This window comes from Amycolatopsis circi, from assembly GCF_003385235.1.
GTDB lineage: Bacteria > Actinomycetota > Actinomycetes > Mycobacteriales > Pseudonocardiaceae > Amycolatopsis > Amycolatopsis circi.
This window is the reverse complement of the sequence record NZ_PQIA01000196.1, coordinates 1-12,796: the sequence shown is the minus strand read 5'-3', so window position 1 is coordinate 12,796 and position 12,796 is coordinate 1. Positions and strand designations below refer to the sequence as shown.

Annotated in this window: 11 protein-coding genes and 1 pseudogene; 10 read left to right on the top strand and 2 right to left on the bottom strand. The window is 70.3% G+C overall.

Annotated features, from left to right (window positions below):
* The 3 genes and pseudogenes from D0D37_RS43240 to D0D37_RS43230 all read left to right on the top strand — a co-directional run.
* Nucleotides 1-573 (top strand): annotated as a pseudogene (locus D0D37_RS43240) (DUF6801 domain-containing protein); the annotation flags it as partial.
* A 66-nt stretch (nt 574-639) separates the two neighbouring features.
* The gene (locus D0D37_RS43235; RefSeq protein WP_116206361.1) at nt 640-1,719 is read left to right on the top strand and encodes a DUF6801 domain-containing protein; all 1,080 of its coding nucleotides are present in this window, start codon (nt 640-642) and stop codon (nt 1,717-1,719) included.
* Nucleotides 1,720-1,898: 179 nt separating this feature from the next.
* Nucleotides 1,899-4,160: a LuxR C-terminal-related transcriptional regulator gene (locus D0D37_RS43230; protein WP_116206360.1), complete on the top strand. Its 2,262-nt coding sequence runs from the start codon at nt 1,899-1,901 to the stop codon at nt 4,158-4,160.
* Here the strand turns inward: D0D37_RS43230 and D0D37_RS43225 are convergent.
* On the bottom strand, nt 4,144-4,800 hold the full coding sequence (locus tag D0D37_RS43225; protein WP_208720544.1) for a cutinase family protein: 657 nt from the start codon (nt 4,798-4,800) through the stop codon (nt 4,144-4,146). The genes D0D37_RS43230 and D0D37_RS43225 overlap by 17 nt on opposite strands.
* Nucleotides 4,801-4,950: 150 nt before the next feature.
* On the opposite strand from D0D37_RS43225, the gene D0D37_RS43220 reads away from it, so the two are divergent.
* The gene (locus D0D37_RS43220) at nt 4,951-6,042 is read left to right on the top strand and encodes a helix-turn-helix domain-containing protein (protein ID WP_116206359.1); all 1,092 of its coding nucleotides are present in this window, start codon (nt 4,951-4,953) and stop codon (nt 6,040-6,042) included.
* A gap of 132 nt (nt 6,043-6,174) precedes the next feature.
* On the opposite strand, the gene D0D37_RS48580 is transcribed toward D0D37_RS43220, so the two are convergent.
* Nucleotides 6,175-6,426 (bottom strand): beta-ketoacyl synthase N-terminal-like domain-containing protein, encoded by a 252-nt coding sequence (locus D0D37_RS48580; RefSeq protein ID WP_116206358.1) that lies wholly within the window; start codon nt 6,424-6,426, stop codon nt 6,175-6,177.
* A gap of 494 nt (nt 6,427-6,920) precedes the next feature.
* Here D0D37_RS48580 and D0D37_RS43210 point away from each other — a divergent pair, with 494 nt between their 5' ends.
* The 6 genes from D0D37_RS43210 to D0D37_RS47685 all read left to right on the top strand — a co-directional run.
* The gene (locus D0D37_RS43210; protein ID WP_162834762.1) at nt 6,921-7,742 is read left to right on the top strand and encodes an N-acetylglucosamine-6-phosphate deacetylase; all 822 of its coding nucleotides are present in this window, start codon (nt 6,921-6,923) and stop codon (nt 7,740-7,742) included.
* Between the two features lie 48 nt (nt 7,743-7,790).
* The gene (locus D0D37_RS43205; protein WP_116206356.1) at nt 7,791-8,996 is read left to right on the top strand and encodes a sensor histidine kinase; all 1,206 of its coding nucleotides are present in this window, start codon (nt 7,791-7,793) and stop codon (nt 8,994-8,996) included.
* Nucleotides 8,993-9,673: a response regulator gene (locus D0D37_RS43200; RefSeq protein ID WP_116206355.1), complete on the top strand. Its 681-nt coding sequence runs from the start codon at nt 8,993-8,995 to the stop codon at nt 9,671-9,673. The genes D0D37_RS43205 and D0D37_RS43200 overlap by 4 nt, the downstream gene beginning before the upstream one ends.
* A gap of 112 nt (nt 9,674-9,785) precedes the next feature.
* Nucleotides 9,786-11,900: an MMPL family transporter gene (locus D0D37_RS43195; protein WP_116206354.1), complete on the top strand. Its 2,115-nt coding sequence runs from the start codon at nt 9,786-9,788 to the stop codon at nt 11,898-11,900.
* A gap of 290 nt (nt 11,901-12,190) precedes the next feature.
* On the top strand, nt 12,191-12,457 hold the full coding sequence (locus D0D37_RS48965) for an ALF repeat-containing protein (RefSeq protein ID WP_425267035.1): 267 nt from the start codon (nt 12,191-12,193) through the stop codon (nt 12,455-12,457).
* A 132-nt stretch (nt 12,458-12,589) separates the two neighbouring features.
* The coding region (locus tag D0D37_RS47685; RefSeq protein WP_208720543.1) for a hypothetical protein at nt 12,590-12,796 on the top strand (207 nt) is incomplete at its 3' end.

The following is a 12,796-nucleotide window of genomic DNA, read 5'->3' as shown; positions in this document are numbered from 1 at the left end:
GCGCCCGACCCGGGCCCGGCCGACGACTCGTTCTCCCCGCCGCCCACGTCGGACACCCCGCCGCCCGGCGGCAACAAGTTCGTGTTCGGCATCGACGGGAAAACCTCGCTGAAGTCGCTCGGCAGCACCGCGCCGATCAAGGGCGGCTTCGACGCCGACGTGGACATCGCGGCCAAGAAATTCACCGGGTCGCTGAAGCTCGACGCGACCAAGACCGAGTTCAAGCTGCTCGGGTTCCTGCCGGGCAGCGCGGACGTGAAGGTCGTGCAGAACGGCACGCAGAGCGGCGAGCTGGTGGGCACCGGGTTCAAGGCGCACATCAAGTTCGACGTCTTCCTCCCGACGGTCAACCTGTTCGGCTTCCCGATCAGCACCGACCCGAAGTGCGGCACGGTCAGCCCGTCGACCAGCGAGATGAGCACCGGCGACGGTTTCGACCTGCTCAAGGGCGGCAAGCTGAGCGGGACCTACTCGCTGTCGGCGTTCCAGAACTGCGGTTCGTTCAACGACTGGATCAGCGCGTTCGCCAAGAGCGACGGCAACACGCTCGACCTGAACCTCGCCCGCCAGTAATCCGATCTGCCGGCCCCTGCCGCGCCGCGGCGGGGGCCGGTGCCATGCCCCGGAAAGGGGGAACCCGTGCCGAAAGCCCGGTGGTTGCTCGCGGCGGGTCTCGCCTGCCTCGCCGTCGCCTGCTTGGCTTCTCCCGCGGCCGCGGCGACGCAGGTCGACAAGAAGCTGAGCTACACCTGCCCGTTTCCCTTGATCGGGGAACAGAAACTGGACGTCGAGGTGAAGGCGTCGTTCGACGTGCCGTCCGCACCGGGCGGCACGCTCACGACCTCAGGTCTCGCGGTCTCGGTGGTCGTTCCGGACAAAGCCGCGCGCGGCTTGGCACTCGTCGGCGCAGCGAGCGTCGAGGGGACGGCGTCCGCGGAAGTGACGCTGGCCAACGGCTCGCTGACTCTGCCGGTGACCGTACCGCTCACCGTGGCGAAGACGACCCTGCCGCAGTCCGGTCCGTTCACCGCCCAGGCGACCGGCTCGGTGCCGCCGATAGCGGTCCCGAACGCAGGCAAGACGACGGTGACACTCGGCGGCTTCAGCACCCGGCTGACGCCGAAGAAGGCCGACGGATCGTTCACCGGACTGGGCTCGTTCACCTCGGACTGCACGCTCGACGCGGGACAGGACGCGGTACTCCTGAGCTTCGACGCCGGTACCGCGCAGAGCGGCTACGACTACAGCCTCACCGGCACGACGACGGTGAAGGCATTGGGCACGACGGTGCCGCTCAACGGGTCTTTCGCCGTCACCACGCAGCCGTCTTTCAGCGACCGCCCGGCATTCGACCCGGCCCAAGCGGCGTTCAAGCTCTTCGGTTTCGTCCCAGGCACCGCCGAACTGCGCTTCGCACCAGACGGCGAGCAAACCGGCGAGTCGGGCGACGGCGGTTTCGTGGCGCACACGAAGCTCACGTTGGCCGTGCCGCAAGTGTCGCTGTTCGGCCTGCCCGTAGCGGACCAGAACTGCCGGGCGAGTGCGGCGATCCCGGTCGACCTGCGCACTGGTTCCGGGTTTGGACTGACGACCGGCGGTCCGGTGACCGGGACTTACGCGATCCCGCCGTTGACCGGCTGTGGCGCCTTCACCGCGTATCTCAGTTCGTTCTTCCAGGGGGAGGGAAACACTTTCGCGGTCGCGCTGGCCGCGCGCTAGACCCGGGGGATCGGGAAGCGGGGCATGGTGCTCGCCTGGGTCGTCGGGCAAACACCATGCCCCGTCGCGGTGTTCCGGTGCCGGGCCAAGCACTTCGGCGGGTGGCGGCCGCCGGAAACACCGTTACTGTCGGGGCTCCTTGTTACGCTTGATCGTCAGTCGACACGGTGAGGTGTGGCTTGAGGACGGTCGCGGGGCTGGTTCCGCCGGTGACGAGCTGCGTCGGACGGCGCGCGGAGATCGCTGAGATCCGCGCGCGCCTCGACCAGAGCCGGGTCGTCACGCTCACCGGCCCGGGCGGCATCGGGAAGACGCGCCTGGCGGGCGAGGTCGCCCAGGCGGTCGCCGGGCGATTCGCCGACGGCGGGGTCTTCGTCGAACTCGCGGACCTGCGCGACGGCGCGCTGGCGCCAAACCGGGTGGCCGACCGGCTGGGGCTGCACGAAGGTCCGAACCGCTCGGTGCGGCGGGGCGTGCTGGACCACCTCCGGGACCGGAACCTGCTTCTCGTGCTCGACAACTGCGAGCACCTCGTCGAATCGTGCGCCGGGTTCGCCGCCGAGATCGTCCGCGAGTGTCCGGAGGTGACGCTGCTGGCGACCAGCAGGCAGTCGCTGGGCGTGCCGGGGGAGTGCGTCGTCGGCGTTCCCCCGCTCGTCGTCCCGGACGAGGACGCCGAGGCCCCGGAGGAGTCCGCCGCGGTGCGCCTGTTCGCGGACCGGGCCGCGGCCGCGGGCACCGGATTTCGGCTGTCCGCCGCCAATTCCGGCGAGGTCGCCGAGGTGTGCCGCCGGCTGGACGGCGTCCCGCTGGCCATCGAACTGGCCGCGGCCCGCGTCCGGACGCTTTCGCCGCGCCAGCTCGCCGAACGCCTGCGGCAGCGGCTCGGCACGCTCGGCACCGGACCGCGCACGGCGCCGGAACGGCAGCGGACGCTGCGGGCCGCGGTGGCGTGGAGCCACGAGCTGTGTTCGACGGCCGAGCAGGAACTGTGGGCGCGCGCGTCGGTTTTCGCGGGATCGTTCGACCTCGAGGCGGCCGAGGCCGTGTGCGCCGGTCCGGACGGGGACCCGCACCGAGTGCTCGACCTCGTCGACGGCCTGCTGGACAAGTCGGTGCTGCTGCGCGAGGACCACGGCGACACGGTCCGGTTCCGGCTGCTGGAGACCCTGCGCGAGTTCGGCGCGGAACGCCTCGCCGAAGCCGGGGAAACGGAATGGACGGCCAGGGCGCACCGGGACTGGATCGACCGGCTGACCTCCCGGGCGGACGCGGAATGGGCCGGTCCCGCGCAGCTCTCCTGGATCGGCAGGCTGCGGCTGGAGCAGGCGAACATCCGGACGGCGCTGGACTGGTCGGCCGCCTGCCCGGCCGAAGCCGGCGTCGCGCTGCGGATCGCCTGCCGCGTCGCGGAGCACTGGACGTTGCTCGGCCTGAACTCCGAAGCCCGCGGCTGGCTCGACCGGGCACTGGCCGCCGCTCCGCCGGAGCGGCCCGAACGGCCGCTGGCACTGGCCACCGCCGGGCTGTACTCGCTGTGGCATTCCGACGTCCAGCTCGCCTCGGCGCGGCTCGCGGAGGCCGAACAGGCCGCGGATCCCGGCGACGTCCCGCTCGCGGCGTTCATCGCCTACGTCCGCGCCCTGGAGGCGATGATCAGGCTCGACCCTCGCTGCGCCGAACTCGCCGCCGCAGCGGGCGATGCGTTCCAGAAGCTCGGCGACGTCCGGCGCGAGCTGCATCCGCGATACATCCAGGGCGTCGCGCTCGCCTATCTCGGAGACCTGGAGACCTCCCGGCGGGTGCTGCACCGGGCGGTCGAGCTGAGCCGGGCGTGCGGCGACCACTACTACCGCGGCATCGTGCTGGCCGGGCTGGTGCAGGCCGAGGTCCAGTTCGGCGACGCGGACGCGGCCGAGCGGGCAGCGGTCGAGGCGCTCCAGGCGACCAGGAGGATCGGCAGCCGGTTCCAGCTGGCCTACCGGCTCGACGGATTGGCGTGGACCGCCGCCCGCCGGGGCGAGCACGAGCGGGCGGCGACGTTGTTCGGCGCGGCCGCCACCGTGTGGGAGGCGGTCGGGTCGTCGGCGGAGGTCGCCGTAGTGCTGCCGCACCGCCGGTTCAAGGACGCCGCCCGAGACGCGCTGGGGGAGGAACGCTTCGCGGCCGCGTTCGCCGCCGGGCGCGCGATGGGCGAGAAGCGGGCCACGCGGTTCGCCCTCGGCGAGGAAGAACCCGCGCGGCCCGCTGCCGGCGACGTGCTCACGAAACGCGAGCGGGAGGTCGCCGATCTCGTCGCGAGCGGACTGTCCAATAAGGACATCGCGGCCAAGCTGGTGATCTCGCGCCGGACGGCGGACACGCACGTGCAGCACATCCTGGCCAAACTCGGCTTCCGCAGCCGCGCGCAGATCGCCTCGTGGGTCACTGCCCGCCGGTGATCCTGGCGGCCGCGAACGCGGCCGCTTCGCCCGCGTTCCGGGTGTAGCCGAGGTGGGCGAAGATGTTGGTGCCGTCCGGGCGGCAGACGGGATCGCCGACCGCGCAGAACTCCTCGGTCCGGTCCGCGTAGTCGCCGGTGATGTGCTTGCCGAGCTTGGCGATCGGCGGCCCGAAGGTCAGCAGCGCCGCGACCCGGGGAGCCGCCTCCGGCGGGATGGTCGCGACGATCGGCCCGCCGACGAGGGCTCCTTCGCTGCTGATGCCCACGGAGTTCGCGACGACGTTCGCTCCCTGCGAGTAGCCGACGAGGACGAACCGCTGGCCGCCGCACGCCTCGGCCTGGTGCGTCACGTGGTCGACGAGGTCCTGATTCCCCTGCGACGCGGAACCGGGCTGCAGGCTGGCCGGGTAATGGACGGCGTAGGAACTCACCGTCTTGCCGGCCAGGGCCTTCTTCATGGCGGAGAAGACCGGGTCGCCGACGATCACGCCGAGAGTTCCCGGTTCCCCGGTGCCCCGCGCGACCACGACGTCGACGTCGGAACAGGCGGCGGCTCCGGCCGGGGGAGCGGCGAGCAGCGGAAGCCCGCTGCTCATCAGGAGGGCGGCCGCGAAGCCGGCGGGACGGGCAAAACGCATCCGGATCACCTTTTCTCAAGATCGCGACGGTGCGAGCGAAAGGAGTCTGGCGGCGGCGGTGTCCGGCGCGCATCGGTGATATTGCGTATGTCCGGCAATTACGCATTCTCGACGACGCTTCCAGCCATCCCCGGCCGCCACGATCCAGTCATGCTCACCGAAGAACCGGTCGCGGCCGCATTGCTCGACGAGGTCCGCCGGAAGCTGCCGGAATCCGCCTGGCGGCTCGACCGCGGGGCGACGCGGTTTCTCGCGTTCGTGCTGCGCGCGGCGACCGAAACTCCCGTGCCCCTCGGCGCCGATGCGTTCCGTGCCCTCGGCGCGGCTGAGTTTCGAGCCGTCGGCGATCTCGATCGGCTGCACAGCGCGCTCACCGCGGGCGCCCGGCGGGTGCTGCCCCTGCTGAGCCGTTCGCCGGGCTTCGCCAGAGCAGTCGAAAGCTTGCTCGCGGCCGTGGACGTGCTCGCCCGACTGGCAATCGAAGGCGGCCGCGCCGCAGCGGCGGGCGATCGCGAACGTGCCAGGGCACGACTGCTCGCCGAACTAGGCAAGCCCCGACCGACGGCACTCGACGCCCTTGCCCGAGAGGCGGGCTGGGCGTTGCCGGACACCGTCGTCGCGGTGGCTTTCGACGCCGGCGAGCCCAGAAACACCGAGGACGCGCTGTGCGATTCCCGCGCGCCGGAACCATGGGCAGTCCTGCCCGCAGCGGCGCCGCTGCCGGACTTCGGGGTCCGCGCCGCGATCGGCCCCGAGGTCGCCCCGGCGGACACCGCCCGGTCATTGCGCTGGGCTCGCCGTACCTTGGGACTGCTCCGCCGCGGCGTGCTCCCGGACGTGCGCCCGGTTCGCTGGGACGATCACCTGACCACGCATTGGCTGTTCGCCGACGACGTCCTGCGCACCGCGCTGGAAACGAGAAGCCTCGCTCCGCTCGAAGTCCTCACGCGCACGGCGCGGGACAGGGCAGCGGAGACCTTGCTCGCCTTCCTCACCACCAGCGGCAGCGCCCCGGAGATCGCCGGAATCCTCGGCGTGCACCCGCAAACGGCACGCAACCGCCTGCGGACCCTGAACGCGCTCTTCGGCGACCAGCTCCACGAGCCGGACGCGCGGTTCGACCTGGAAATTTCGCTGCGGGCGCGCAAGCTCCGGCCCGCGGAGCGCGGAGGCGCGGAAACGGGGAGAGAACCCGGCGGCGTGCCTCTGCGTGCTGTCAGCCGGATCGAACGCACTGGCTAGGGCGATTCGGCGAGTGCCAGGACATTCACGAAATTGCCGGGTCCTTGACCCTGGCGATCGGGCCGGCCGCGCTCTGCTCGGCCGGGGTGTCCAACTTGTCCTTCAGAGCTGCCGCCTTGCTTCCGGGTTCAGCTAATGCTCACCCGTTGCTGACTGCCCTGCAACGCGTACATGTCGCAGTTCTCGTCGCGCACCAGGTCCCAGTAGTCCCGAGGCCTGCTCCCCGACGAAAAAACCGGTGCTGCTGCCCGCCAGCGCATCGGGCGGGATCCCCGCGTCCTCGAGTGCCTCCCACACCGTCTCCAGCAAGATCCGCCTTTGCGGATCCATCGACGCGGCCTCACGGGGCGAGATCCCGAAGAACGACACGTCGAATCCCGTCACGTCCTCCCTCTCTTTGAATCACATTCAAAAACCTGGCTGGCCCGCGGGCGGCATCGGCTACGGAGATCGCCGGATCGACCATGCGCGCTGGGTGGAGTTGCCGCCGGCGCGCCGACAGCGTGTGGTGGTGTGGACGCAGGCTCGTGTCGAACTGTGGCACCGGACCGGCGAGCGGCCACCGCTCCCGGTCTGGACGGCGGAGCAGACCGCGATGTTTCTTGAACACGGCCGTGACCACCGGTTGTACGCGCTGTTCCACGTGGCGGCGCTGCTGGGGTTGCGGCGCGGCGAAACTGTCGGTTTGCGGTGGTGCGACGTCGATGTGGGGACGCGGACGTTGTCGGTGGTGCGGCAGCTCGTCGAGCGGGACGGGCGGGGCGTCTGTCTGCCGAAGACGGATGCCAGTTGTCGGATGGTCGCGTTGGACCGTGGGGCCGCGGCTCTGTTGCGTCAGCTGGCGAGGCGGGATCCGGCTGGAGATGGGGTCTTCTCCCATGACGCTCCCCGCGGACCGGCGTCCGGAAGGCGTGCACCTCGAGGGCCCGTACCTCAGCGAAGAGCAACGCGGTGCGCATCCCGCGCGATTGCTGCGCAAGCCTTCGGACGGCTCGTGGCGCGATTTCCTCGATGACACTGATCTGCTTCGGATGATCACCGTCGCTCCCGAACTGCCGGGTTCGGGCGAACTCATCACCGTTTTTCGTGCTGCCGGAGTGGTCGTCTCGGCCGGACACAGCACCGCTGGTGTCGAGGTGCTGGATCGGGCGGCCGCCGCCGGGCTGAGCCATGTCGCGCACCTGTGGAGCGCACAGTCGACGCTGCAAAGGATGCCGCGGCGCTATCCCGGTCTGCTGGAGGCGGCGCTGAGCTCGGACACTCTCACCGCCGAGATCATCGCCGACGGCGCGCACCTGACCAGTGAGCTCGTCCGGATCGCTTTCCGGTGTTTGGGCCCCGACCGGCTGTGCCTGATCTCCGACGCCTCCGCCGGCACCGGTCTCCCGGTCGGCGCTGAATTCAGCATGGGCGGCCCGGTCGGCGTCGTCGGGGACGGTGTCGCGCTCAATCACGACGGCGCGTCCTTCTGCGGCAGCACGAGCTTCCTCGCCGATGTCCTGCGTTTCACCGTGCGTTCGGCGGGAGTCCCGTTGCCCGCGGCGGTCCGGATGGCCACCGCCACTCCCGCGGCGGTCCTGGGGCTCGCCGGCGTCACCGGGCGATTGGCTCCGGGGCTGCGCGCCGATTTGCTCGTGCTCGGCCGAGACCTCGCCCTTCGGCGGGTCATGCGCCGCGGTGCCTGGATACCCGGGCGATGATCGTCCGGCAGGCCACGACGGACGGGAGATTCTGGAATACTCGCCGTAATGAATGGCTTGGACCGCGGCCGTCGGCTGAGTGAGTTCGTCCGCTCGCTCAGACGACGGCTGCTGTCCAAGCCGATGGTTCTCGACTCCGCGCTCGCCGCGGTCGTGCTGATGACGGTGGTCGTGCTCGTCGGCATCAGGCCGTGGAGCGGCACCTATCCTCACGTTCCCACGTGGTGGTACCTCATCGCGGCGATGACCGCGATCCCGCTGGTGTGGCGACGGCGTTTCCCTTTCGGCGTCGGCCTCGTCGTCGGAGCCGCCGCGCTCGCCGCCGCCTTGGTTCCGAACGTTCCGGAACAGCGGATGCCCTACGGCGTGCTGGTCGCCGCTTACACGATCGCGGACCGCGGCAAACGCTGGCAGCGCCTGCTGGTGCTGCTGCTGGGACCGGTCGCCGTAGTGACTTCGGCGGGTTCGGTGCGCGATGCCGTGCTCAGCTACCAGTTCCCGTTGCTGGTCGTGATCGGCGCTTATCTGCTCGGTTCGACTGCCCGGATCCGGCGGGCCTACGTCGAATCCCTCGAAGACCGTGCGCGATCTCTCGAGCGCGAGCGGGATCTGGAGACCTTCCGCGCCGCCGCGCGAGAACGGCAGCGGATCGCCAGGGACATGCACGACATTCTCGCGCATTCGGTCGCGGTGATGACCGTGCAGGCAGAGGCCGGGCCCGTCGCGCTGGAGTCCGAACCAGGCAAAGCGAGAGCCGCTTTCGACGCCATCGCGGACGCGGGCCGTACCGCGCAAGTGGAGCTCAAGCGGCTGCTCGGCGTCCTCAGGGACACCGACGGCGAGACTCCGTTGCTGCCGCAACCCGGTCTGCACGACGTGGAGCAACTGGTCGCCCAGGTCGGCGGAGCCGGGCTGGAAGTTTCGTACCGCACGACCGGCTCGCCCCGCGAGGTCTCGCCGGGGATCGGGATCGCGGCGTACCGGATCGTTCAGGAGGCACTCACCAACGTGCTCAAACACGCTGTCGCCGAGCATGCCGAGGTGACCGTCAGCTGGTCCGCCGACCGGCTCACCCTGCGGATCGCCGATGACGGCTGGGGGACCCGTGGCGCGGTCTCCGGCCACGGCCTGGTGGGGATCAGGGAACGGGTCGCCTCGTGCGGCGGCTCGATCGAGGCGGGCTCGCAAGGCCGGGGTTTCGTCGTGTCGGCGGAGTTGCCGTTCGCGCTGGCCGGCGAACAGGAGACGGTGTGACTATCCGGGTAGTGGTCGCCGACGACCAGCCGCTGGTGCGGGGCGCGTTCAGCATGATCCTCGACGCGCAGTCCGACATCGAGGTGGTGGCCGAGGCGGCTGACGGAGTCGAAGCGGTCGAAGCGGTCCGCGCGCACAAGGCCGATGTGGTGCTGATGGACGTGCGGATGCCGAACCTGGACGGCATCGAGGCCGCGAGGCAGGTGTGCGAGGGCGGGGGCTGCCGGGTCGTCATGCTGACCACCTATGACCTTGACGAGCACGTTTACGCGGCTCTTCAGGCCGGTGCCAGCGGATTCCTGATCAAGGACGTCCGCAGAGAAGATTTGGTGCGCGCCGTTCGGATCGTCGCCGCGGGCGAGTCGCTGCTCGCGCCTTCGGTCACCCGCAGGCTGATCGCCGACATCGTCGAGCGCTCCGCCGCCCGGCCGGGCACGCCGAGCACGAGGCTGGACATTCTGACCGGTCGGGAGCGCGAGACGATGCGCTGGCTCGCGCACGGGCAGTCCAACGCCGAGATCGCCGCGACGCTGTCGGTCAGCGAGCACACCGTCAAGACTCACGTGAGCAGCATCCTGTCCAAACTCGGGCTGCGCGACCGGGTCCAGGTCGTCGTTTGCGCTTACGAAACAGGTCTGGTCACCGCCAACCGGGAGCAGCCTCCTCCTCAGGAGTGAGACGGTCTCGCTCGCGAGGAGGAGGCGCGATTCCGTTCTCGTCGGCGATTCGCGAACGGGTCGGAGGAACAAGACTGAGGACGTCGATCCGCGTCCCACCAGAGGAGTTCCGGTGTCCCGTTTCCTGTCCGGCTTGGCCCGTTCTCTGGCGGGCCGAAGGCACAAGTGGTTCCTGCTGGGCGCTTGGGCCGTCATGCTCGCGGTCGCGCTTCCGTTCGCCGCCAAAATCGGCACGGTGACCAAGAACGAGGCCACTTCCACCATGCCTCGTGCCGCCCAGTCCACCCAGGTCGCGGTGCAGGCCAAGAAATTCGGCAGCAACCAGACCGTGCCCGCGCTGATCGTGTACAGCCGGGACGGCGGGCTCACCCGCGCCGACCGGGCCCGGGTCGAGCAGGACCGGGCCGCGCTGGCCCGGTTCTCGGCCAGCGGCAAGATCTCGGTCCCCGAAGCGGCCAAGGACGGCAACGCGCTTCTGCTCACCGTGCAATTGCTGGACAAAGGAGAGAACGTCCCCGAGCGCACCAAGGCCATCCGGGCCGAGCTCGCCGGCAAGGACGACGCCGGGTTGCACGTGAAGGTGGCGGGTGCGGCCGGTCAGGTGACCGACCATGTCGCGGTGTACGACGACCTGGACAGCAACCTGCTGATCCTCTCCGCGATCATCGTGGCGGTCCTGCTCCTGCTGACCTATCGCAGCCCGTTCCTGTGGCTGCTGCCGTTGATCGCGGTGGGCGTCGCGAGCCGGGTCACGACAGCGGTCGCCTACTGGTTCGCGCAGAACCTCGACCTGCCGGTCAGCGGACCCAGCCAGGGCGTCATGACCGTGCTGGTGTTCGGGGTCGGCACGGACTACGCGCTTCTCCTGGTCGCCCGGTACCGGGAGGAACTGCACCGGCACGCCGACCGGTACAAGGCCATGGCCGAGGCGCTGCGCCGATCCGGTCCCGCCGTCGTCGCCTCGGCGGCCACGGTCGCGGTCGCGATGCTGTGCTTGCTGTTCGCCGACTTGAATTCGAGCCGAGGGCTGGGAGCGCTGGGCGCCATCGGGGTACTCAGCGCGCTGGTCGTCATGATGACCTTGCTGCCCGCCCTGCTCGTGGTTGTCGGCCGATGGGCCTTCTGGCCGCTCATCCCGCGCGAGGGGACCGAGCCGAGGAGCGCCCGCGGCGTCTGGACCAGGATCAGCTCGTTCCTCGCCAAGCGCGCCCGGCTGGTCTGGACGGTGTCGGCCGTGGTCATCGCGGCGCTGGGGTTCGGGCTGCTGGGGCTGCATGTCGGGCTGACCCCGGCGCAGCAGTTGCGGCACACTCCCGAGTCCGCGGTCGGGCAGGACATCATCGGCGCGCACTACCCGGCGGGTGCACCCGCGCCGACCACAGTGGTCGCTCCCGCGGCCTCGGCCAATCGGGTGGCCGCGGTGCTCGCGGGCACCCCAGGAGTCGCCTCCGTGCCCAGGACCGAGATGTCGCTGGACGGCACGCTCGCCAAGATCTCGGTGGTTCTCGCGGATCCGGCCGACAGCGATCGTGCTGGGCAGACCGTCGACAGGCTGCGGGACGCCTTGGCGACGCAGACGCCGAATTCCGGGGCGAACGTCGGCGGGCCGACCGCGACCTCGCTCGACAAGCTGCGTGCGGGCAGCGCTGATCAACGGCTCGTCATTCCGCTGGCGCTGATCGTCATCGGCGGCATTCTGATGCTGCTGCTGAGGTCGATCGTCGCGCCGTTGCTGCTGCTGGTGACTGTTGTGCTTTCTTATCTCGCCGCACTGGGAGTCAGCCACCTGCTGTTCAAGAATGTTTTCGGATTCGCCGGCGTCGACGAGTCCTGGACTTTGATGGGCTTTGTGTTCCTCGTAGCGCTCGGCGTCGACTACAACATTTTCCTCATGCACCGGATCAAGGAGGAGGTCGGTGTGATCGGTCACCGCCGCGGCGTGCTGGCCGGGTTGACCAGCACCGGCGGGGTCATCACCAACGCCGGGGTCATCTTGGCCGCGACGTTCGCCGTCATCGCTACCTTGCCGAGCGTTTCGCTGGCGGAGGCGGGCGTGGTTGTTTCGGTCGGCGTTCTGCTCGACACCTTCGTGGTGCGGTCGCTCCTGGTCCCCGCTCTCGCACTCGATATCGGCAAGCGGTTCTGGTGGCCGAACCGGCCATGGCCGTCCACGCCGCTGGCAGCTCCGCCGCGTCGCCGGCAGGTCGTCACACACGCCGACGACTGATCCACCGACCTGGGCGGCTTCCCCCCATTGCCGGCCGTCCGGAGCCGGCCGGGGATCCCGCGAGTTGCTCGGACTCGCGGGATTCCCGGCATCGGCCACCTGCTTCCTCCCTCGGCGTACCGAACGGGTATGGCCGTCCGCGCGGCCGGACGTGCGCGCTGATGGGGATTTCCAGGTCTGGCTCTCGCGGCCAGACTCGTTCGTGAGCTCATCCGCTTAGGTCTCGGGCTCGCCTCGGGATTGCCGAGCCGTGGGCTGCTGGTGAGGTCGGCAGGGCGTTGTTCGATGCGGTGGGGCCGTTGTTGCTGATCGGCTGGTCTGAGGTCGGTCCGGGGCTTCTGCAAGCTCTTGTCGGCGTGCGCGGGGCCGTCCGTCCCGATGACCGGGTCCGTGTCGTGCAAGTCCTGTCCGCCGGCGGTCCGGAGGCCAAGCAAGCGGCATCGCAAGCGCTCGACGACGGGTCTCCCGAAGCGCTGCGTGATTTCCCGACACCGGTCAGTTCGTTGCGCGCGAACGCGACCAGGAACTGCTTTCGGTTGCCCATCTGGCGCAGGTAGCTAAGGACGAGCAGGTACGCGCGGTCGCCGAAACCGCTGCGGCCGAAGAAGCATCCGGTCGCGCGGTCGAGGCCGCGCGGCTGGCCAAGGAAGCCGCCGCTCGAGCCGCGGCGGAAACCGAACAAGCCAGGAATGACTCCGGCCGGGCCGCCGCTGCGGCCGGCCGGGCGCGCCGCGACCGCAGCGGCTGGCGCCGCCAACGCCGCTCAGGTCGCTCTCGGCGCGGCTGCCGCGGCAGTCAAGGCGTCTCGCGCCGCAGCCTCCGCGGCGGCGGCCGCGGCGATGGCGCAGCGCGCCGCCGCTCGGGCCCAACGCGCTGCCAGCGACGCGATCTCCGAC